Raw genomic sequence first — 20,393 nt, forward strand, 5'->3', positions numbered from 1 at the left:
TCTAGCCGGAATCCTCTTTCTCAAGCTCTAAATTTGATGAGTCATTCCTACTTTTTAGCTAGGCGTGATTTGGCTCGCTCGCACCAATAGCCTCGCGGGCCAATACTGGTGCTCAATTTTCGGACTCCGGCAGGGTTTCTGGCTCCTTCGGCCCCCGTGTCTCAGGAGCGGGCCGCAGGCCTCAGGCTGCCTCGGCCCCGCCCTCCGTCCTCAATTTCGCAAAGGATTTGTCTTTCGCTCGGCTCAAGTCGGTCCCTTACGAGCCAAATCACCCATTCAAAACCAGGGATACGTCGGCTAAATTGGTACTTTTTCCCCCTCTCCTGGCGGAACAAACTCCGCCGGGCGGACAATGCTCAAGCCGAAATAGTACCGCAGGAAACCGCGTATCCGCCTGGAGGCCAGGCCGTCTCCATAGGGGTTAACGGCCTGGGCCATCTTCAAATACTCGCGCCGGTCGTCCAGGAGTTCTCGCACCTTGGCCACAATCTGCTCCCGGTCGGTCCCCACCAGGCAGACCGTTCCCGCCCGGACGGCTTCCGGCCTCTCGGTAACCTCCCGGAGCACCAGCACCGGCTTACCCAGGGCCGGGGCTTCTTCCTGTAACCCTCCGGAGTCCGTCAGTACCAGATAAGAGCGCGCCATAAGGTTGACAAAAGGCTCGTAGTCCAGGGGCTCTATAAGATGGATGCCCCGGCACCCCTCCAGGATCTCCCGGGCCCGGCTGCGCACCCGGGGATTCTTGTGCACCGGGAATACAATCTCTACATCGGCATAAAGCCCCTTTATCTCCCGCAGGGCCCAAAAGATATCCTCCAGCGGCCGGCCCCAGTTCTCCCGGCGGTGGGCCGTGACCAGAATCAGCCGCTTCTTGGGGTCCAGCCCCGCCAAGAGGGGATCTTCAAACCGGTAATCCTCCCGCACCGTTGCCTTAAGGGCGTCTATGACCGTATTGCCGGTTACATAGATGCGATCCGCCGGTACCGCTTCCTCCAGGAGATTCTGCCTGGCCTGGGCTGTGGGGGCAAAATGGAGGTCGGCCAGGGCACCGGTAAGTCGCCGGTTCATCTCCTCCGGGTAGGGGGCATATTTATCCCGGGTCCGCAGCCCCGCCTCCACATGGCCCACCGCCACCTGCCGATAAAAGGCGGCCAGGGCGGCCACAAAGGTAGTCGTGGTATCGCCGTGAACCAAGACCATGTCCGGCCGCTCCTGATCCAGGACGCGGGTCAACCCCTCCAGAGCCCTGGTGGTTACCTCCTCCAAGGTCTGTCGGGGCCGCATAATGTTTAAATCGTATTGGGGCTCGATGGCAAAGAGCTTCAACACCTGGTCCAGCATTTCCCGGTGCTGGGCGGTCACCGCTACCGAACAGGTGAATTCTTCCGGATATCTCTTTAGCTCCTGCACTACAGGAGCCATTTTGATGGCTTCGGGGCGGGTCCCGAAAACCACCAGTATTTTAATGGGCGGCAAAGGACACAGCCTCCCCGTATTAGGCCAGATAACCCTTGCGCCGGAGCTTGTCCACATGCTCCTTAAGGGCTTGCTGAATATCCACGCCGTAGTGTTCTTCCAGAACGAACATGAGGGAAACGGCGGTCTGGGCCACGTCCAGGAGTTCCCTGGTGATGGCCCGCATAACCTCCTCCTCTTCTACCTGTATCTGCTCACCGCTCATGCCCCTAAATTTCCCTATGGCCTGGGCCAGCTCCCCGGCCTCCTCCATGAGCTTCAGGGCCGTAGACTCCACGGTGGGAGTAAGCTTATTGAGGCGCGGGAGGGCGATAATCTTCTGCTCCACGAGTTTATTCCTCCCCCGATCCGGACCGAGCCCCCGGCTCCTCCAGCCCGGCCAGCCAGTCTCGCAGTGACACTGTTACCCGGGTAACCCCTACTGCGCTGCCTTCCAGCAGCTCCAGAGCATAAGGGTGGGGGCGGTAGTCGGTTTCGTAGTAGATATGCCGGATGCCGGCCTGAAGGATGAGCTTAACACAGTGGAGACAGGGAAAATGGGTTACATAAAGTTCGGCCCCCTCGGTGGCTATACCGAAGCGGGCACACTGGATCAGGGCGTTGGCCTCGGCATGGACCGTCCGGATACAGTGCCCGTCCTCCAGCTTGCACCCCGCGTCAACACAATGCACTTCCCCGGAGACGGAGCCGTTATACCCGGTCGCCACCACCCGCTTATCCCGGGTAATTACACACCCCACTTGCAGGCGGGGACAGGTGGAGCGGGAGGCCAAGAGTTTAGCTTGGGCCATAAAATACTGGTGCCAGGGCAAACGCCGCACGGGTCTCCCCCCTCCCCTGGTGGCTTCCGTACAGAAAGAGTGTACCATTGTTGTGTCCGTAAGGCAACGGGCAAAAAATCCTGGCGTATCCCCACTTTCACTTCTAGTCCTGCTTGGCTTTCGCTCCCTCCGGACACCCTTGCGGGCCAAACCAGCCCTCGGCCTAAAAGCTTAAGGCGGACTTCCCGCCAAATTCGGCAACCTGTCTCCATTGCCGGCCGCAAGGCTCTTTAGGCCTCGGCCCCGCCTCCGGAGCACAAGAAACCCCCGGAAGGCGCCGCCTTCCGGGGGTCGGGTCCGGTCCTTCAAGCTGCCGGGATATCCTGGGGCCGGGCTCCACCAGCCGCCTGTTGCACTATCCGTCGTACCATCCGCCCGGTCACGGCCCCCGGCCCCCAGCTCTCCCAGGGGCCAGGGGCCCACCTTCCCCGCGCCAAATCCCAAGGGTACTTGAAGGCGAAGCCGGCCGGAGGGATAAAAGCCCCTAACTCCGGTAGCTAAGGCCGGGGTAGAGGGGGTACTGTCGGCAGAGCTCGGTCACGATGCCGCGGGCCCGGGCCAGCTTCCCTTCATCGCCGCGGTGGGACAGGGCCAGATCGATGGCCTCGGCCACCAGTTTCATGGCTGCCTCGTCCATACCGCGGGTGGTGAGGGCGGCCGTACCCAGGCGGATACCGCTGGTGATATTGGGCTTCTGGGGATCAAAGGGCACGGCATTCTTATTCACGGTAATGTTGACCGAACCGAGAATATCCTCCGCCTCCCGTCCGGTCAAACCCTTGTTGCGCAGGTCCACCAGGATGATATGGTTGTCGGTGCCGCCCGAAACCAGGTTGAAGCCGTAGCCCTGCAGGGCCTCGGCCAGGGCGCGGGCGTTCCTGACGATTTGCTGCTGGTATTCTTTGAAGGAGGGTTCCATGGCCTCCTTAAAGGCGACGGCCTTGGCCGCTATAATGTGCATAAGGGGGCCGCCCTGGATGCCGGGAAAGACCGCCTTGTCGATGGCGGCCGCATATTCTGACTGGCACAGGATGAGGCCGCCCCGGGGACCCCGCAGGGTTTTATGGGTGGTGGAGGTAACAAACTGGGCATAGGGCACGGGGCTGGGATGTACACCGGCTGCCACCAGGCCGGCAATATGGGCCATATCCACCATAAGGAGGGCCCCCACTTCATCGGCGATCTCCCGGAAGGCCGCAAAATCAATAATCCTTGGATAAGCGCTGGCTCCGGCTATGATGAGCTTGGGACGGTGTTCGCGGGCCAGAGAGGCCACCTGGTCGTAGTCGATGTAGCCCGTATCCTGGCGGACTCCGTAAAAGACAAAATTAAAGTATTTCCCCGAAATGCTTACCGGGCTGCCGTGGGTTAGATGCCCTCCGTGGGCCAGGTTCATCCCCATGACCGTATCGCCCGGCTTCAGAACCGCCAGATACACAGCCGTATTAGCCTGGCTGCCCGAATGGGGCTGGACGTTGGCGTGGTCTGCGCCGAAAAGGCTGCAGGCACGGCTCCGGGCCAGGTTTTCGGCCACATCTACCCATTCACAGCCTCCGTAATAGCGCCGCCCCGGATATCCCTCGGCATACTTGTTGGTCAAGACGCTTCCCTGGGCCGCCAGGACGGCAGGGCTGACGAAGTTCTCCGAGGCAATGAGCTCCAGGTGAGAGCGCTGCCGGTTCAGTTCCTTTTCCAGGGCCTCTGCTATTTCCGGGTCATATTGTTCTAGAGGTAACAAGTTCATAGCGCCGATCAAGCCTCCTTTTCGACCTCAACTCCCGAGGTGGTCCAACACCCCCCGGGTTCTGGGGGGGTAAACGGCCCGTTCCCCGCCGATCAGGGGAGGCCGGGTGCGGGCCATGGTCAGGGTGGCCGCCCCTATCGTTTTCACTTCCAGGCGGACGGGAACCGCTACCGGACGCAGGTGCATGCCGATGAGGGTGCCCCCGATGTCCAATCCCGCATGGGCCTGGACCCGGGCCACGACCACCGGCCGGTGGAGGGCTTCGTAGGCGGCGGTGGCCAAGGCTCCGCCGGCCTTCAGGGCCGGTACCACCGTCACTTCCTCCAGGCCGTAAATCTCGGCAGCCTGGGCTTCAATGACCAGGGCCCGGTTTAGATGCTCACAGCACTGGGCAGCGAGATAAACTTGGGCCTCGGCCGTAGCCTCAAGGAGCCCTTCCACCACCGCCCGGCCGATGTCCAGGGAAGAAGAGGTGCCGATTTTCTGCCCCGCGATCTCGCTGGTACTGCACCCCACGACCAGTATGCGGCCCGGCCGGATCCCGGCTACCGCCAGGAGCTCCCGGGTGACCCCGGCCACCTGTCGCGTAATATCTTTAAAATCCACCTTCACCGGCATCACGCCCCCCGCAGCCGCAACCCTTTTCCCCGACCTCCAGGCGGGTCGCATACTCCTTCTCCAGCGCGGCTATTTTGGCCAGCCGCCGGGCATGACGTCCCCCCGTAAACCCGGCTTCGAGCCACGTTTTTACAATATCTCGCGCCAGGCCCGGCCCGATAACCCGACCGCCTAAGGTCAGGATATTGGCATCGTTGTGCTCCCGCGAGGCCCTGGCCGAAAAGGTATCGTGACACAGGGCGGCCCGGATCCCGGGTACTTTATTGGCGACAATGGACACCCCTATCCCTGTGCCGCAGCACAAAATACCCCGTTCGAATTCACCCCGGGCCACGGCTTCAGCCACCTGCCGGGCGTAGTCGGGATAGTCCACCGCCTCAGGGTTAAAACACCCGAAATCGCGGTAGGGCACACCTTCTTCCTCCAGAAACTTTTTGATTTCCTCTTTCAGGTGATAACCTCCATGGTCGCTACCCAGGGCTATACGCAACCTTTACTGCACCTCGCCGGGCTAAAATTAAATTGTACTTAAATCATTATTCGGCATAAGTACATAAATTCCTGCTTTACAAGGGAACCAAAAAATAATTATTAGTTATCTCCTAAGGGTTATCCCCTAGGCGGTCCAGGGCCTTTTCTATCAGTTCTTTAAGACGGGCAGCACAGGCGCGGTAGGCCTCCAGGGGGTACCCGATGGGGTCCGGAATATCTCCTTCTTCGGAGGCGGCATACTCCGCTAAAGTAAAAACTTTGCCCGCCGCCCGCGGAAACCGGTCCAAAATTTGCCGTTTATGGTGCTCCGCCATGGTGAGGATGAGGTCGGCCTTATCTACCAGCTCCGCGTCCAGAGGCCGGGCCCTGTGCTGGCTTATGTCTACCTCCCATTCCGCCGCCGCCCTGATGGCCTCGTCGGTGGCCGGAGTCCCGGGCCAGGCCGCCACCCCGGCCGACCATATTTCGCCCGTCCATCCTTTTTCCCGGGCGATCTTCTTGGCCAGGCCCTCGGCCATGCTGCTGCGGCAGGTATTGCCCGTACATACGAAAAGGATTGCCGGCATAGCCTTCCCCCTTTTCATCTCCCCACCAGCATTTTCAGGCCGATAATCACCAGGATCAGCCCGCCGGCTATTTCGGCCTTATCCCCCAGCCAGTGCCCGGCCCGCCGTCCCAGGATAAAACCCGCGGCGGTCATAACCGCCGCTACCAGGCCCATGGCCAGGACCGTCAAGGGCAGGTTGGCCCGCAGGGCACCCAGGCCGAAGCCGACGCTCAAAGCGTCCAGGCTTACGCTTCCGGCCAGGAGGAGCACCGCAGATACTCCCTGGATGACCCCTTCCCCCAGGAGACTTTTCCCCAGGCGCCGGCCCAAGGACCCCGGCTGCCGGCGTTCGGCCAGGGCCTCCCACAGCATTAAGATACCTATGGTGGCCAAGACGATGGCCCCGACTATAGCCGCCAGCCGCCCCAGAAGGCGGCCCATAAAGAATCCCAGGTAAAGGCCGGCCAGGGGCATGAGGACGTGGAGAAGTCCAACAGCACCGGAAAAAAATACAGCCAGACGCCTCCTTATTCCTCCCATGCCTAGCCCCGTGGCCAGAGAAAAGGCATCGGTTCCCAGGGCTATGGCCACCAATAAAACAGCGGGAAAATCCACTGGAAGCTTTCCTCCTAAGGGCGGATTATGCGGTTACCGGAAGCTTTGCGCAGCCGGTTCATGATGGCCAGGCCGATCCCTTCCTCGGGAAAGGTCTCAGCCAGGATTACCTCCATGCCGTGGCGGTCGCAGTTGCGCAGGGCGGCAAAGAGATGGGCGGCCACCTGGGAGAGGTCCTGCCGGCTGCCCAGAACCTCCAGGTAATCGGGTCGGGGATCCCTGGTATACTGGGGAGCCGTCTCCGCCGTGGCCAGTACGGCTACCCGCCGGCCCTGCCTTTTAAATAAGGCCACCAGTTCCCGTATACGGGAGGTCATGGCGAATAGGTCGCCTTCTACCAGATATACTTCCCCTTCCGGGGCATAATGAATGTATTTCATGCCCGGAGATTTGGGCGGCGCACCGCCTCGGTTTTCCCCGGTGCCGGGGTCCAGGGATACCTCCCCCAAAACCTCCTGGAGCTGTTCCCGGGTAATGCCTCCCGGCCTCAGAATAACCGGCACCGGAGAAGTCAAATCCAGGACCGTAGACTCCAGCCCTACCCAGGCCGGTCCCCCGTCCACCACGGCTTCGATCTTGCCCCTAAGATCCCGCAGCACATGGTGCCCGGTAGTGGGACTGGGTTTGCCCGACAGGTTGGCGCTGGGCGCGGCAATGGGCCGGCGCGCCGCCTTAATCAAGGCTAAAGCCACGGGGTGGGCCGGCATGCGGAGGGCCACGGTATCCAGGCCCGCCGTTACTTCCGGCGGTACCAGGCCGCTTTTGGGCAGTACCAGGGTGAGGGGGCCCGGCCAAAACCGGCGGATGAGCTCCAGAGCCCGGGAGGGCAGGCAAGCCGTTAGGGCCTGCACCATCTTCAGGTTGGCCACGTGAACGATGAGGGGATTATCCTGGGGCCGTCCCTTGGCCCAGAAAATACGGCGGACCGCATGAGGGTCCAGGGCATTAGCGCCCAGGCCGTAAACGGTCTCCGTGGGGAAGGCCACCACTCCGCCCCGCTGCAGTATCCGGGCGGCAAGGCGTATTTTATGTAATTCCGGCACCTGGGGATCGATCTTGATGTATTTGGTCCGTTTCCTGGCAGGCAATGTCTTCACCTCTATCCCGCAGTTTACTGCCCTTAATCCCCGCCCTTAAAAAGGGCTTGTCCCCCGTGTCCTGCCCGCCGGGCCAGGAAGCAGCGGGGCCGGCCGGCATAATCCTTTATGATTTCTCCGGCGGTGTATGCCCCGAGGGCGGCGGCCAGTTGGGCCATTGCCGGACCCTGGCCAGGGCCTATTTCCACGGCCAGCAGCCCCCCCGGTTTCAAGAGGGCGGCCGCCTGGGGCAGGAGGCGGCGGTAGAGGTCCAAGCCGTCCGGTCCCCCGTCCAGGGCCAGCCGGGGCTCGTGGCGCACCTCCCGGGGCAGCTTTTCCCACTCGCCTGCGGGAATATAGGGAAGATTGGCCACCACCGCGTCCACGCCGGCCCCGGCCACCTCCCGCTGCTTCAAGAGGGGCTCCAGCAAATCCCCTTCCTCCCAACGGATCCTCTCTGCCACTCCTAAGCGCCGGGCATTTTCCGCCGCCACCCTTAAGGCCCCTTTGCTGATATCCAGGGCATAAATAAAAGCCCGGGGGAGATAATAGGCCAGGCTCACGGCGATGGCGCCGCTACCGGTGCCCACATCGGCCACCACCCAGGGTCTGTCCCTGTCCGCCCGGTTCAGGACCGCTTCAACCAGGACCTCCGTGTCGCCCCGCGGGATCAGTACGTCCGGCGTCACCTTGAAGGGCAGCCCCATAAACTCCCGGCAGCCGGTGAGATACTGGAGGGGGTAGCCTTCACTCCTCCGGGCTACCAGGCGAAGGTATTCCTCCACGGTCTCCCCGGCCAGAAGATACTCCCGGCGGGCCAGCAGCTGGGGCCTTGTTAGGCCGCTGACGGCGGCCAGCAGGACCTCGGCCTCCAGCCGCGGCTCTTCCACGCCGGCCCTTCTCAAACGGGAAGTGGCTTTCTCGAGGGCTTCTCCCAGGGTCATCTCCGGGAGCCCCCTACCCCTCTCGTCCACGGCCAACTTCTCACTTACCCTCCATTTGTTTTAGCCGCTCCGCCTGGTCATTGGTGATCAGGGCCTCGATGATCTCGTCCAGGTCGCCATCCAGCACCGTATCCAGCCGGTGCAGGGTCATGCCGATGCGGTGATCGGTAACCCGGTTCTGGGGGAAATTATAAGTGCGAATGCGCTCGCTGCGGTCTCCCGTCCCCACCTGGGAACGCCGCGTGGCCGCCAGTTCGTCCTGCTGCTGGGAGCGGGCCATATCCAGAAGCCGGGCCCGCAGGACTTTGAGGGCCTTTTCCTTATTCTTGAGCTGGGACCTCTCGTCCTGGCAACTCACTACCAGGCCGGTGGGTAAATGGGTGATGCGGACGGCCGAATAGGTGGTATTCACCGACTGGCCCCCGTGCCCGCTGGAACAGAAAATATCGATGCGCAGATCTTCGGGCTTAATCTCGACCTCCACTTCTTCCGCCTCCGGCAGTACAGCGACGGTGGCGGTAGAAGTATGAATGCGGCCGCCGGACTCGGTCACCGGAATGCGCTGGACCCGGTGGACGCCGCTCTCAAACTTAAGGCGGCTATAGGCCCCGCGTCCTTCTATGAAGAGAATAATTTCTTTAAAACCGCCCAGCTCCGTAGGATGGGAATCCATTATCTCCGTCCGCCAGCCTTTATTTTCAGCGTAACGCTGATACATGCGGAAAAGGTCGGCAGCAAAGAGGGCCGCCTCTTCCCCTCCAGCGCCAGCGCGGATTTCCATTATAATGTTTTTTTCATCGTTGGGGTCCTTGGGCAACAAGAGAATCTTGAGCCTCTGCTTTAGGTTTTCCCTTTCTTCCTCCAGACTTTCTATTTCTTCCTTGAGGAGTTCCATAAATTCCCTGTCCTGTTCCCTTTCCAGCATTTCCCGGGCCGCGGTCAAATCCTCTTCCACCTGGCGGTAACGCCGGAAGGTAGTCACAATCCCTTCCAGCTCTGCGTGGGCCTTGGCAGTTTTCTGCAGGCGGGCCGGGTCGGTTACCACGGCCGGATCGGTCATGAGCCTGCTCAGTTCTTCATACTTATCTTCCAGCTCCTGCAGCTTCTCCAGCACTTACCTCACCTCCTTTGGCAGTGTCCTCCTCCCGGGCGGCCGCGAGGGCCTTGAGGGCCACTTCCAGCATGCCGTCATCAGGCTCCCGGGTGGTAAGCCTTTGCAACCACAAGCCGGGGGCCACCACGGCCCGGACCGGTAGCGAATTCATGTGACGGCTGGAAAATTTCATAATTTCATAGGCTACCCCTGCTACCACCGGTAACAGTACCAGCCTGGAGGCCAGCCGCCACAGAAGCCCTCCCTTCCCCAGGAGAGAGAAAAAAACGATGGTCAGTACCAGTACTAGGAGGAGAAAGCTCGTGCCGCACCGGGGATGGAGGGTAGAATAGGGGCGCACCTTCTCTACCGTCAACTCTTCGCCAGCTTCCAGGGCGTTAATAACTTTATGCTCGGCCCCGTGGTATTGAAACACCCTCTGGATTTCCTTTACCCGGGAAATGGCCCAGACGTAGGCCAAAAAGAGGGCCAACCGCAAGACACCTTCTAAAAGGTTCTGCCCGTAAAAGGGCAGGACGCGCTGGGAAAGCGCGGCCAAGGCCGCCGGCAAAAGGACAAAGAGGGCCACGGCCACCGCGAGGGCCAGGCCTACGGTTAGGATGAGATCCCGGGTGGTGAGCTCCTCATCCTCCTCTTCCAGGGCCAGGTTAGCCGAAAGACTGAGGTAACGGATCCCCAGGACCAGGGATTCGATGAGGGCCACGACCCCGCGGAAAAAGGGCCACTTTAGTACGGGGTGGCGCGCCGCCCAAGAAGTAAAGGGCTGGGACTCCACCAGGATATCACCGGCCGGCCGTCGGACAGCCACCGCCAGCCGCCGGGGACCGCGCATCATAACTCCTTCAATGACGGCCTGACCGCCGTACTGAACTTCCGGCCTGCTCCATAGGAAAAAGCAGAGCCTGCGGCTCCGCCTTTCTCCCCTACTGGCCGTATTTCTTCCTGAAGCGTTCAATCCGGCCACCGCGTTCCACCACCCGCTGCCGCGTCCCCGTATAGAAGGGATGGCAGTTTGAACAAACCTCCACCCGGATTTCCTTCTTGGTGGACCGGGTTTCAATTACGTTGCCACAAGCGCAAATAATGCGCGCCTTATCGTAGGGAGGATGAATATCGGGTTTCACTTTATTTCACCTCCGGGGTACGAGATTAAAGCTATTTTAGTATAGCACAGATGCCATACCCCTGCAAAGGGCTCTGACCCCAGGTGAAGGGTCCGGGAAGCCCCGCGCCCGCAAATCGAGCACCGTGCTGGCCTCCAAAGTTTGAAGCAGGGGCGAAAGCTAAAGGGCACGCGGGGCGATTACTGGGTAAGGCCCCCGGGCAGAGGTGGATTGGCCCGCGGTTATAGAGGATTTACTATGGGAATGTAGGGGACCGCCGGCCAAGGGAACGGCTCACCGATAGGGCAATCCATGGCCGGGAGGGATTTTATGGGCCTTTGCATTTACGGCGGGAAGCCGGCCGGACTTTTCCGCCGGAAGCAGCGGGAGTGGGCAGAAAAGCGGAACCGCGGTTGGGCCGAAATGGTCAGCCGGGCCAAGGCTGCAGCTCTAGGCGAGGGCCCGGCGGGATTTCTGGGAAAGCTCAATTAACAGCTTGTTGCAATAGCCGCCGGCGGTTTTATCTTGCCCGGTGAAGGATGGGGCGCCCTGGTCGCTGGTTGGGAACAGGCGCGAGATATTTCTAAATTCTTCCTTACCGGAGACGGCTGGTTTACCTACAACTTGCTGGTCCACGCTGCAAGGCTCTATTAGCCCGCCATGGACACCGGGTAGTGAGCCGCCACCCGGCGCCAGTTTAAGCCCGCCCGTGGGGCAAAGAAAAGCCCCCGCTCTGTGGCGAGGGCCCCTACCAGGCCATTACTTGTCCGGCATGCCGCCCAGCAACCGCAGGGGATTTACCGTCTGGTCCTGTTTCCAGATTTCAAAATGCAGGTGAGGTCCCGTAGCCCTGCCGCTACTTCCCACCAAGGCGATGGCCTCGCCCGCATCCACGAACTCGCCCGCGGTCACCAGGTTGTCCCGGTTATGGGCGTACACCGTCCGGTATCCGTCGCCGTGATCGAGGATCACCGTCCGCCCGTAAATGCCGTTGCGCCAGCCGGAAAAGGCCACCGTACCTTCACGGGCTGCCCGGATGGTCGCCCCTTCCTCGGCCGCAATATCTAGGCCGTGGTGGAACTCCTGATTTCGCCAGCCGAAGCCGGAGGTAATGGCCCCTATCAAGGGCCACAGGAAGGAAGTCAAACGGCTCCGGGAGACGGGCCGCATAACGGCTTTGTCCTCCCGCCTTACGGGGTCTTCCGGAAGGGTCAGGACGGTTCCCACCTGCAGGGTACGGGGATTGGTAATCCCGTTGGCCGCCATGATCTCGGCTACCGACAGGCCGAAGGCCCGGGCGACTTCCCAGAGGGTGTCGCCCTGAACAACCTCATAGGTGCGCTCCGGTTCATAGGGCAGCACAAGAAACTGTCCCGGCGAGAGGACCGCTTCTACCTCCAGGTCGTTCATGGCCGCCAGGAGTTCCCGGTTAATCCTGAAGTTGCGCGCTATGCCCGTGATGGTATCTCCTTCTTCAACCTGGTAAAGTCGGGTGAAACTGTTCACCCGCGCCGCCAGCTCGGCGTACTCGGCCGGCGCCACGGCGGCGGCCACCTGCTGCAGGTCCTCAACCACGGCTGCCTGGGCTGCGGGTCCCCCAAGACTGGCGGCGAAAAGGGCCAGGAGAACCACGCTCACCCCCACAACCGTCCGGCGGAGGAACATGACACATGATCACCCCTTAAACTTTGGGATAATTGGTATTGCTTTCCTCCCAAGTCTGTTATATTGTAACCTGCAGCAGGTGAAAATATACGCCAATCGGCGCTATTAAACCCTCAGGCGCTCACTTTCACGGGGAAATAGGGCAGGCAGGGCTCGCAGGAGATCTTTGTTGCTCCTGGTCTTCTTCATGGCGTCGATGAGCATTTCGGCTACTTCCACGGTGCCGAGATTGGCCGTAACCCGGCGGAAGTGCCACACCAGTTCCAGCTCCTCGGGGGATAACAGGAGCTCCTCGCGGCGCGTACCGGAACGCTTTACATCAATGGCCGGGAAGATCCGCCGCTCGGCCAGTTTGCGGTCCAGGATAAGCTCCATGTTGCCGGTACCTTTAAACTCCTCGAAGATTACTTCGTCCATGCGGCTGCCGGTTTCGATGAGGGCGGTGGCCACAATGGTGAGGCTTCCTCCCTCTTCCACCTTGCGGGCCGCACCGAAGAAGCGCTTGGGCTTGTACAGGGCCGCAGGGTCCACGCCGCCCGAAAGGGTACGGCCGCTGGGCGGCACCACTAGGTTATGGGCCCGGGCCAGGCGGGTGATGCTGTCCAGAAGGACCACTACATCCTTCTTATGCTCCACCAAGCGCTTTGCCCTTTCCAGGACCATGTCCGCCACTTTTACATGATTTTCCGGCAGTTCATCGAAGGTAGAACTGACCACTTCCCCCTTTACCGAGCGCTCGATATCCGTGACCTCCTCCGGCCTCTCATCGATTAACAGGATTATTAATTGGATTTCGGGATAGTTGGTGGTGATGCTGTTGGCGATTTTCTTGAGGAGCACCGTCTTGCCGGCCTTGGGGGGGGAAACTATCAGGGCGCGCTGTCCTTTGCCGAGGGGAGCAATGAGGTCGATGATGCGGGTGGAGGGGTCTCCTTCGGGCGTCTCCAGGGTTAACCGCTCCTGGGGGTAAATGGGGGTGAGGGCGTCGAAGTGCAGCCGTTCGAGACAGGTTTCCGGATTTTCCTGGTTTACCTTTTCTACCCGCAGAAGGGCAAAGAACCGCTCGTTATCTTTGGGCGGCCGTACCAGTCCCTTCACCTTGTCCCCGGTACGCAGGTCAAAACGCCGTATCTGCGAAGGAGATACGTAGATATCGTCTTCGCTGGGCAGGTAGGCAAAGGGCCTCAAGAACCCGTACCCGTCGGGCAGGATTTCCAGGATGCCCTGGGCCTGCAGGTGGTCCTCATTCTCCTCGGCCGTTTCCGGCTGCTCCGCCTGCTGGCGCTGGGCCAGGGCCTTGGCCAGCTCAAAGACCAGCTCCTTCTTGCGCAGGCGGTAATAGCCGGTGAGCCCTATTTCCCGCGCTATGCGGTAAAGCTCCACCATGGTCTTGCTTTCTAATTCGGCAGTATCCAAGAACAAACAACCTCCGTGTATTTATTTGTTTTTCAGTTTTTCCCAGTCCGCCAAAAACCGGGCCAACCCGGCGTCGGTGAGGGGATGCTTGATCATTTGGTTTAGCACCCCATAGGGTACCGTAGCGATGTCAGCCCCCAGCCGGGCTGCTTCAAGCACGTGCAGGGGATGGCGTATGCTGGCGGCAATGATTTCGGTGGAGAAACCGTACTGGGCAAAGATGGGAACGAGGTCGGATAGAATTTCCATGCCCCTGTGGCTTATGTCGTCCAGGCGGCCCACAAAAGGGCTGACGTACGTGGCGCCGGCCAGCGCGGCCAACAGGGCCTGGTTGGCGGAAAAAATCAGGGTGACGTTGGTTTTAATACCTTCGGCCGAAAGTTGTTTGACCGCCTTCAATCCCTCGGCGGTCATGGGTATTTTTACCACCACGTTAGGGTGGATGGAGGCCAGATCCCTTGCTTCCCGCACCATGCCCGGGGCGTCCTGGCTGATAACTTCGGCACTTACCGGACCGTCCACAATGTGGCAGATCTCCTCCACTACCTGGCGCAGCGGCCGGCCCTCCCGGGCTACAAGGGAAGGATTGGTCGTTACACCAGAAATTATACCCAGATCGTTGGCGGCTTTAATCTCGTCAATGTTGGCTGTATCAAGAAATATGCGCAAAAAACACACCTCCTCAGGAAGTTCAACTTTCAGGCGGGATCCACAAGGCCCCCTTTACCCCGGTTGCTACGCACGTCCGGTGGAACCGAAGACACGCATCTTGTGGCGGATGACTTCGCGGGCAGCTTCCCTGGCAGGACCCAGTACTTTGCGGGGATCTATTTCTTCTGGCCTGGTGGCCAGTACCTCCCGCATTTTTTTTACAAAGGCCATGCGGATATCGGTATCGATATTGACCTTGCGAACTCCCAGGGCGACGGCCCGGCGGATGTCCTCGTCGGGTACCCCGGAAGAGCCATGGAGCACCAGGGGTATGCCGGTAAGCTCCCGAATGGTTTTAAGGCGTTCAAAGTCCAGGCGCGGCACTCCGCGGTAGGGTCCGTGGGCGGTCCCAATGGCTACCGCTAAGGCATCCACCCCGGTTTCTGTCACAAAGCGCCGGGCCTCGCCCGGATCGGTCAGGGTTGCCTCCCACCCGGCCACCTGGACGTGATCCTCAGTACCGCCGATGCGGCCCAGCTCTCCCTCCACCGATACCCCCATGGCCCGGGCTACTTCCACCACCTGCCGGGTCAGAGAAATGTTTTCCTCCAGGGGCAATCTGGAACCGTCCACCATTACCGAAGTAAAGCCGGCCCGCAGAGCCTGCCAGACCTGCTGCTGGTCGGTACCGTGGTCCAGGTGCAACACCACCGGTACCCGCGTGCTGCTTGCTGCCGCGCGGACCAGGGCGACTATGTAATCCAGACCCGCGTATTTCAGGGCCCCCTGGCTGGCCTGGATAACCACCGGGGAGGCTTCTGCTTCGGCCGCCTCCACAATGGCCTGGACAATTTCCATGTTATTGCAGTTAAAGGCTCCCACGGCAAAGGATTCGACCTCTGCCTTCTTTAGAACTTCTGCCAATGTTACCAACGGCATGTTTTTCCCCCGCTTTAGTTTATCGACCTGCGAGTTCCTTCATGCTTCAGTATTATTATTACCCCCACATGCGTTGCCGAGCCATCCCTCCCCGACTAGGCCCAGATCCTGGGCCAATTCGGCCAGGGACCGCTCGTGGAGGGTTACTGCCCGGCGCACCAGGTGCCCGGGCCCCAGGAAACCCACTTCCAGGCCCGTGTCCTCACAGATCAACGTACGGAGGCTTCCTCCCCAAAGGTCCCGGCGGGCGACCGGCCAGAAATGGGAATTACCGCACATGGTGCAGTTGAGCTGCAGCCAACAACAGTTTCCCTTCTGCCTTCCGATCCCCAGTAAAGGGGTACCGCAGGAACACTCCAGCCAGCAGGAGCGCCCCCCGCCCAGGGCGAAAAGGGAGAGGCTGTAAACTTCCAGGCAGCCGCATTCCGGGCAGCGTAAAGCACAGAATACGGTAGTGGGAATGAGCATAGATTTTCCCCCTCATGCTCCCTGACTCCATAAAATTCGCTACTCCGGCGCCGAATCCTCCAGTTCCCCGGCCCTAGATGCCAGAGGCCCGGTTTTCTATCCCGGACCCCTGTAAGGTTCAAATCAGTATGGCTTCCAGTTCCCAACAGTAATCGCAGGTTAGAGCAGAATTGACCATTGTGTACAGGGTTGAAAGATCGAAGGGTTTGTGAAGCAAATATCGAGCTCCTAACTTTTGGGCCTGCTCCGCTAGCTCTTTGTCCTCGTAGGCGGTGATGGCGATCACCGGCAGGTGGTAGGAGCGCTTATGTAGCTCCCGCAGAAAATCCACCCCGTTCATGCCCGGCATTTTCATATCCACGATGGCGAGGCTCGGCTTCTCGGTAAGTATTTTTCGCAGACCTTCCTCTCCGCTGGCGGCCATGCTCACCTTAAAGCCTGCCTGACGTAAAGCCTCTACCAAAAGACGGCGTACGCCCGGCTGGTCATCTACGATTAGAATTAACTCCTCCTTCAGACCAGCTCACCTCCCCATCCCCTGAGGGAGACTCCTAGAGGCGTCGATCCGCTTGGCTAAAGGCTTCGCTTTCTTTTTTTCGCTTCCCTCCTTGAGAACTATATTCGCCACCAAGGCCAAAAGTCCTTTCCCGTTACCCATCCGAGAGGTTAAAATTACAAGGAAGGGGCCGCCTCCGTCCGCCCCGGGGACACGGTTATCCACTCCCCGGTGGCCGTCCGTAGAAGGTAGGGCTCCCCCTCCCGCAGGTATAGCCGCGGCAGGCGGGCACCGGTAATAGGCCGTCCCATGGTGATGGTAACCACTTGCCCTGCTTCCGCCGGTATATCTTCCAGGTCCACTAAGGAGAGCTGCATGCCGATGCGGCCGACCACCGGCACCCGACGTCCTTCCAGGTCCACCGCCAGGTCCCGACGGTGCCAGCCCAGATAAGACAGTATCGCCTTAGCCACAAAGCGCACCAGATCGCCCGCCGATTTGGGCCGGGCGATGGCCGTCAAGCCCAGGCCGTCGGCATACCCCAGGGGCAGCACTCCCAGATACGTGGGTCTGGAGGTAACATAATCCCCGCCGTAGCCTACCGGGGTACCAGCCGGCACCCGGCGCACCGCCAGCAGGCGCGCCTTCAACTGCCACGGATCCCGCAAATCCAGCCCCCGGTTCCGGGCTCCGGGAGGGAACTGGCCGTAGAGAAGGGTGCCCACCCGCACCATGTCCAGGTGCATCTCGGGATAATTGAGGCAGGCCGTGCTGTTGCAGATGTGACGTAGGGGTGGGGACACCCCGGCTGCTTCCAGAGCCTGGAGGGTTTCCTGAAAAAGCCGGAACTGCTCCCGGGTTTTCCCGGGGTGGGCCGCCCGGGCCAGGTGGGTATAGACCCCCTCCAACTGTACCTCGGGCCACGAGGCCATTTCCCGGGCCAGGGCCACGGCTTCCTCCGGCTGAAGGCCGGTACGGTTAAGCCCCGTCTCTATTTTGAGGTGTACCCGGGCGGGTCTGCCCGCCTCCCTAGCCACCTCCCCCGCCCTTTCCGCTTCCCCGCGGCTGGCGATACTGAGGGTGAGATCCTGCCGGATGGCTGTGGCCATTTCTTCCGGCAGCAGGGGGCTCATGAGGAGCACGGGCTCCATGATTCCATGCCGGCGCAGCTCCCACCCCTCGGCCAGGGTGGTAACGCCGACGTAACTGGCCCCGGCCTTCAAGAACAACCGCGCCGCCTCAACGGCCCCTGCGCCGTAGGCGTCGGCCTTTACCACCGCCAGCAGGCGGGTGCCGGGCTCCAGTATTTTCTTCACCTGTTGCACATTGTGTTCCAGGGCCGCAGCCTCAATCTCTACCCAGCGGGGCCCGAGGAGGGCGGCCAGTTCCGTCCCCGCGGTTAAACTAGTCTCCATATAGGGCATCCCTCACCAAAGGCCCCCGACCGCCCGGCCAAGCCTAAAGGTCGGCAGCTTCCCGCGATGGACCCTTTGTAGCCCCGCCGCTCCTCCCCTTCCGCCGCCAGAAGAGGAGCCGGCGGAAGAGGGCGTGGGCAGGCTGGGCCAGGCGCCAGAGGCGGTAGTAGAAGGGAGAGTACACGAGATCGTATTCCCCGATGAACTCGGTAAAGGTGCCGCTAAAGCCCTTCTTAAAACGGTAAAGGCCGTAGAGAGGGTGGTCTTCCGACACCAGGCCCGGCACCCCCCGGAAATCATAAAGGGTGCAGCCCTGCTCCTTGGCCCAGCAGATCATGGTCCACTGCAGGAGGTAGTTGGGCATGACATTGCGGTGCCGGTTGCTGGAAGCCCCATACAGGTACCACGCCTTATCCCCCAGGATGAAGGCCAGGGTGCCGGCAATGGGCTCACCCTGGTAGTAGGCCAGGAAAAGCTTAGCATAACCCCGTTCCACCAATTCCTTCCACAGGGTGAGGAAGTAGTCGTAGGAGCGGATGAGGAAGCGGTCCCGCAGGGCGGTTTCCTGGAGGAGGCAGTAAAAGACAGGTAGATCCTCCAGGGTACAGTCGTCTTTAACGTTCACTCCCCGGCGCTGGGCCAGCCCTATGTTGTAACGGGTTTTGGGATGGAAATTCTTCCGGATTTCCTCCAGAGGGGGGCGCAGGTCCAGGCGGAAAACGTGGCGGGGCTGCACGCCGTCGAAGCCGGTGCCCTCGGCGGCCAATCTAAACCCCTTCCGGAGAAGCAGTTCTCGTACTTCTCCGTCGGTGGAGGGAATATCGGGGTCGATCTTCAGCAAAATGGCCCCTTCCTTCAGGGCCAGTTCCCGGATCGCCCCCAGGAGAAAATCAAATAAAGCCGGGTTATGGAAGTCTACCACCGGCCCCCGGGGAGCGTAAAAAATGCTCCTCCCTATGTAGGGCAGGGGCCGCTTGAGAAGGCTGGCAGCCGCCACGATCCGGCCGTCCTCTTCTACCACCAGTCTGAGGGGCTGCCAGCCGGTGGACGCCTTCACCTGGCCCCAGGCGTAGGTCTGCAGGATGTGTCCCTTGGGATGACCGGCAATAAAGGCATCGAAAATCTTTTCCTCTGCCGGGCCGATGAGGCGATAGGTCAGCTTCATGGTCCCTCTCCTTTTTCTTCCCCATAAGCCAGGGCAGCGCCCACGAAATCGCGGAACAGGGGGTGGGGGCGGTTGGGCCGGGATTTAAACTCCGGGTGAAACTGGCAGGCCACAAACCAGGGGTGGTCTTCCAGTTCGATGATCTCCACCAGGCGACCGTCGGGCGAAGTACCGCTGATTACCATGCCCCTGCTGGTCATATGGGCCCGAAAGGCATTGTTAAACTCATAGCGGTGTCGGTGGCGTTCGTAGACCAGAAGTTCTCTGTAGGCGGCCTCGGCCCGGGTACCTTCCTGGAGGCGGCAGGGATAGGAGCCCAGCCGCATGGTACCGCCCATCTCGGCCACCTCTTTTTGCTCGGGCAGGATGTCAATTACGGGGTAAGGGGTGTCGGGATCGAATTCGGCGCTGTTGGCCCCCTCCAGACCGCAGACCTGGCGGGCAAACTCCACCACCGCCACCTGCATGCCCAGGCAGATACCCAGATAGGGTATTTTCTTCCGCCGGGCCCAGCTGGCCGCTAGGATCTTGCCTTCCACTCCCCGGTCACCGAAACCGCCGGGCACCAGGATGCCGGAACAGCCCTCCAGGGCGGAGGCCAGGCTGGCTTCCGTCAATTCCCCGGAATAAATGCGCCGGATTTCCACAGCTGCGCCATGGGCCAGCCCGGCATGGCGCAGGGCCTCCACCACGCTCAAATAGGCATCGGGCAGGGTGACGTATTTGCCCACCAGGGCTATGGTCACCCGCTCTTTAAGGTTTTTCATGCGCTCCACCATGGAGCGCCACTCCTCCATTTGAGCCGGCCCGCATTTCAACCCCAGCTTTTCCACTACTATGCGGTCCAGGCCTTCCTGTTCCATCATCAGGGGGATTTCATATATGGATTCTGCATCAACGGCCTGGATCACGGCTTCCCGCTCTATATCACAAAAGAGGGCAATCTTATCGGCTATCTCGGGCGAAAGGGGCCGCTCCGAACGACAAACGATGATATCCGGCTGTATCCCGATACTGCGGAGTTCCTTCACGCTGTGCTGGGTGGGCTTAGTCTTGGCCTCTCCCGAGGCCTTGAGGTAGGGCACCAGGGTCACATGGATGTACAAGACCCGCTCGCGGCCGATGTCGCTTTTCAGCTGCCGGATGGCCTCCAGAAAAGGCAGGGACTCGATGTCCCCTACCGTACCGCCTATTTCGGTAATCACCACATCGGGCTGGCTTTCCTGGGCCACGCGGTAAATCCGCTCTTTTATTTCATTAGTAATATGGGGGATGACCTGCACCGTACCCCCCAGGTAGTCGCCGCGCCGCTCTTTGCTTATTACCGACCAGTAGATCTTGCCTGCGGTCACGTTGCTGGCCCGGGTGAGGCTTATGTCCACGAAGCGCTCGTAATGCCCCAGGTCCAGGTCCGTCTCCGCGCCGTCGTCGGTCACAAAAACTTCCCCATGCTGATAAGGGCTCATGGTACCGGCATCCACATTAATGTAGGGGTCGAATTTCTGGAGGGCGACTTTGAGGCCCCGGCTCTTTAATAGCCTGCCCAAAGAAGCGGCGGTTATCCCCTTCCCCAGGGAAGAGACGACACCGCCGGTGACAAAAACAAACTTGGTCTGTGTGGCCATAAT

At 60.6% G+C, this 20,393-nt stretch carries 23 protein-coding genes; 1 reads left to right on the forward strand and 22 read right to left on the reverse strand.

Annotation, left to right across the window (positions count from 1 at the left end):
- Positions 1-297 precede the first annotated feature (297 nt).
- From wecB to rpmE, 13 genes are all read right to left on the reverse strand, one after another.
- Positions 298-1,476, reverse strand: a complete 1,179-nt coding sequence (wecB, locus tag TAMC210_RS06555) for a non-hydrolyzing UDP-N-acetylglucosamine 2-epimerase (protein WP_256366478.1) — start codon at positions 1,474-1,476, stop codon at positions 298-300.
- A 19-nt stretch (positions 1,477-1,495) separates the two neighbouring features.
- Complete coding sequence (locus tag TAMC210_RS06560) at positions 1,496-1,804, reverse strand: MazG-like family protein (protein WP_173297973.1); 309 nt, start codon at positions 1,802-1,804, stop codon at positions 1,496-1,498.
- Positions 1,805-1,808: 4 nt separating this feature from the next.
- Positions 1,809-2,297, reverse strand: a complete 489-nt coding sequence (locus TAMC210_RS06565) for a ComE operon protein 2 (RefSeq protein ID WP_173297974.1) — start codon at positions 2,295-2,297, stop codon at positions 1,809-1,811.
- A gap of 484 nt (positions 2,298-2,781) precedes the next feature.
- On the reverse strand, positions 2,782-4,041 hold the full coding sequence (glyA, locus tag TAMC210_RS06570) for a serine hydroxymethyltransferase (RefSeq protein WP_173297975.1): 1,260 nt from the start codon (positions 4,039-4,041) through the stop codon (positions 2,782-2,784).
- Between the two features lie 27 nt (positions 4,042-4,068).
- Entirely contained in the window at positions 4,069-4,659 is a 591-nt protein-coding gene (locus TAMC210_RS06575; protein ID WP_173297976.1) for a TIGR01440 family protein, read from the reverse strand.
- Positions 4,637-5,149, reverse strand: a complete 513-nt coding sequence (gene rpiB / locus TAMC210_RS06580) for a ribose 5-phosphate isomerase B (RefSeq protein ID WP_173297977.1) — start codon at positions 5,147-5,149, stop codon at positions 4,637-4,639. The genes TAMC210_RS06575 and rpiB overlap by 23 nt, the downstream gene beginning before the upstream one ends.
- Before the next feature lie 112 nt (positions 5,150-5,261).
- Positions 5,262-5,717 (reverse strand): low molecular weight protein arginine phosphatase, encoded by a 456-nt coding sequence (locus TAMC210_RS06585; protein WP_173297978.1) that lies wholly within the window; start codon positions 5,715-5,717, stop codon positions 5,262-5,264.
- A 14-nt stretch (positions 5,718-5,731) separates the two neighbouring features.
- On the reverse strand, positions 5,732-6,313 hold the full coding sequence (locus TAMC210_RS06590; protein ID WP_173297979.1) for a manganese efflux pump MntP family protein: 582 nt from the start codon (positions 6,311-6,313) through the stop codon (positions 5,732-5,734).
- A gap of 14 nt (positions 6,314-6,327) precedes the next feature.
- A complete protein-coding gene (locus tag TAMC210_RS06595) occupies positions 6,328-7,401 on the reverse strand; it encodes an L-threonylcarbamoyladenylate synthase (RefSeq protein WP_217267293.1) in 1,074 nt (357 codons plus the stop codon).
- A 32-nt stretch (positions 7,402-7,433) separates the two neighbouring features.
- Positions 7,434-8,333 carry a peptide chain release factor N(5)-glutamine methyltransferase gene (prmC, locus tag TAMC210_RS06600; protein ID WP_173297981.1) on the reverse strand — a complete coding sequence of 300 codons (900 nt, stop codon included), beginning with the start codon at positions 8,331-8,333 and terminating at the stop codon, positions 7,434-7,436.
- Between the two features lie 40 nt (positions 8,334-8,373).
- On the reverse strand, positions 8,374-9,447 hold the full coding sequence (prfA, locus tag TAMC210_RS06605; RefSeq protein WP_173297982.1) for a peptide chain release factor 1: 1,074 nt from the start codon (positions 9,445-9,447) through the stop codon (positions 8,374-8,376).
- Positions 9,416-10,411 carry a DUF1385 domain-containing protein gene (locus tag TAMC210_RS06610; protein WP_254388542.1) on the reverse strand — a complete coding sequence of 332 codons (996 nt, stop codon included), beginning with the start codon at positions 10,409-10,411 and terminating at the stop codon, positions 9,416-9,418. The genes prfA and TAMC210_RS06610 overlap by 32 nt, the downstream gene beginning before the upstream one ends.
- Positions 10,371-10,571 (reverse strand): 50S ribosomal protein L31, encoded by a 201-nt coding sequence (gene rpmE, locus TAMC210_RS06615; RefSeq protein ID WP_173297983.1) that lies wholly within the window; start codon positions 10,569-10,571, stop codon positions 10,371-10,373. Before rpmE ends, TAMC210_RS06610 begins: the two co-directional genes overlap by 41 nt.
- A gap of 309 nt (positions 10,572-10,880) precedes the next feature.
- Here rpmE and TAMC210_RS06620 point away from each other — a divergent pair, with 309 nt between their 5' ends.
- Positions 10,881-11,042 carry a hypothetical protein gene (locus TAMC210_RS06620; RefSeq protein WP_173297984.1) on the forward strand — a complete coding sequence of 54 codons (162 nt, stop codon included), beginning with the start codon at positions 10,881-10,883 and terminating at the stop codon, positions 11,040-11,042.
- 267 nt (positions 11,043-11,309) lie between these two features.
- Here TAMC210_RS06620 and TAMC210_RS06625 read toward each other — a convergent pair whose 3' ends face one another.
- The 9 genes from TAMC210_RS06625 to TAMC210_RS06665 all read right to left on the reverse strand — a co-directional run bounded on the left by TAMC210_RS06625 (position 11,310) and on the right by TAMC210_RS06665 (position 20,390).
- Positions 11,310-12,215: a peptidoglycan DD-metalloendopeptidase family protein gene (locus TAMC210_RS06625; protein WP_173297985.1), complete on the reverse strand. Its 906-nt coding sequence runs from the start codon at positions 12,213-12,215 to the stop codon at positions 11,310-11,312.
- Between the two features lie 105 nt (positions 12,216-12,320).
- Entirely contained in the window at positions 12,321-13,631 is a 1,311-nt protein-coding gene (gene rho, locus TAMC210_RS06630) for a transcription termination factor Rho (protein ID WP_173297986.1), read from the reverse strand.
- A gap of 21 nt (positions 13,632-13,652) precedes the next feature.
- The gene (fsa, locus tag TAMC210_RS06635) at positions 13,653-14,300 is read right to left on the reverse strand and encodes a fructose-6-phosphate aldolase (protein WP_173297987.1); all 648 of its coding nucleotides are present in this window, start codon (positions 14,298-14,300) and stop codon (positions 13,653-13,655) included.
- A 66-nt stretch (positions 14,301-14,366) separates the two neighbouring features.
- The gene (locus tag TAMC210_RS06640; protein ID WP_173297988.1) at positions 14,367-15,221 is read right to left on the reverse strand and encodes a class II fructose-1,6-bisphosphate aldolase; all 855 of its coding nucleotides are present in this window, start codon (positions 15,219-15,221) and stop codon (positions 14,367-14,369) included.
- A 39-nt stretch (positions 15,222-15,260) separates the two neighbouring features.
- Positions 15,261-15,689, reverse strand: a complete 429-nt coding sequence (locus TAMC210_RS06645) for a hypothetical protein (RefSeq protein ID WP_173297989.1) — start codon at positions 15,687-15,689, stop codon at positions 15,261-15,263.
- Between the two features lie 118 nt (positions 15,690-15,807).
- On the reverse strand, positions 15,808-16,206 hold the full coding sequence (locus TAMC210_RS06650; RefSeq protein ID WP_308791915.1) for a response regulator: 399 nt from the start codon (positions 16,204-16,206) through the stop codon (positions 15,808-15,810).
- A 155-nt stretch (positions 16,207-16,361) separates the two neighbouring features.
- The gene (gene alr, locus TAMC210_RS06655; RefSeq protein ID WP_173297990.1) at positions 16,362-17,600 is read right to left on the reverse strand and encodes an alanine racemase; all 1,239 of its coding nucleotides are present in this window, start codon (positions 17,598-17,600) and stop codon (positions 16,362-16,364) included.
- 43 nt (positions 17,601-17,643) lie between these two features.
- Entirely contained in the window at positions 17,644-18,765 is a 1,122-nt protein-coding gene (locus TAMC210_RS06660; protein ID WP_173297991.1) for a lipid II:glycine glycyltransferase FemX, read from the reverse strand.
- Positions 18,762-20,390: a CTP synthase gene (locus TAMC210_RS06665; protein WP_173297992.1), complete on the reverse strand. Its 1,629-nt coding sequence runs from the start codon at positions 20,388-20,390 to the stop codon at positions 18,762-18,764. The genes TAMC210_RS06660 and TAMC210_RS06665 overlap by 4 nt, the downstream gene beginning before the upstream one ends.
- Between the last annotated feature and the right edge of the window lie 3 nt (positions 20,391-20,393).

The sequence above is a fragment of the Thermanaeromonas sp. C210 genome, from assembly GCF_013167955.1.
GTDB lineage: Bacteria > Bacillota > DSM-521 > Neomoorellales > Neomoorellaceae > UBA12545.

What these genes read in the sequence shown, in the direction of transcription:
- glyA (WP_173297975.1), bottom strand. Translation starts at nt 4,041, where the DNA reads ATGAACTTGTTACCTCTAGAACAATATGACCCGGAAATAGCAGAGGCC.
- TAMC210_RS06575 (WP_173297976.1), bottom strand. Translation starts at nt 4,659, where the DNA reads ATGCCGGTGAAGGTGGATTTTAAAGATATTACGCGACAGGTGGCCGGG.
- TAMC210_RS06585 (WP_173297978.1), bottom strand. Translation starts at nt 5,717, where the DNA reads ATGCCGGCAATCCTTTTCGTATGTACGGGCAATACCTGCCGCAGCAGC.
- prmC (WP_173297981.1), bottom strand. Translation starts at nt 8,333, where the DNA reads ATGACCCTGGGAGAAGCCCTCGAGAAAGCCACTTCCCGTTTGAGAAGG.
- TAMC210_RS06620 (WP_173297984.1), top strand. Translation starts at nt 10,881, where the DNA reads ATGGGCCTTTGCATTTACGGCGGGAAGCCGGCCGGACTTTTCCGCCGG.
- TAMC210_RS06625 (WP_173297985.1), bottom strand. Translation starts at nt 12,215, where the DNA reads ATGTTCCTCCGCCGGACGGTTGTGGGGGTGAGCGTGGTTCTCCTGGCC.
- TAMC210_RS06640 (WP_173297988.1), bottom strand. Translation starts at nt 15,221, where the DNA reads ATGCCGTTGGTAACATTGGCAGAAGTTCTAAAGAAGGCAGAGGTCGAA.
- TAMC210_RS06645 (WP_173297989.1), bottom strand. Translation starts at nt 15,689, where the DNA reads ATGCTCATTCCCACTACCGTATTCTGTGCTTTACGCTGCCCGGAATGC.
- alr (WP_173297990.1), bottom strand. Translation starts at nt 17,600, where the DNA reads ATGGAGACTAGTTTAACCGCGGGGACGGAACTGGCCGCCCTCCTCGGG.
- TAMC210_RS06660 (WP_173297991.1), bottom strand. Translation starts at nt 18,765, where the DNA reads ATGAAGCTGACCTATCGCCTCATCGGCCCGGCAGAGGAAAAGATTTTC.
- TAMC210_RS06665 (WP_173297992.1), bottom strand. Translation starts at nt 20,390, where the DNA reads ATGGCCACACAGACCAAGTTTGTTTTTGTCACCGGCGGTGTCGTCTCT.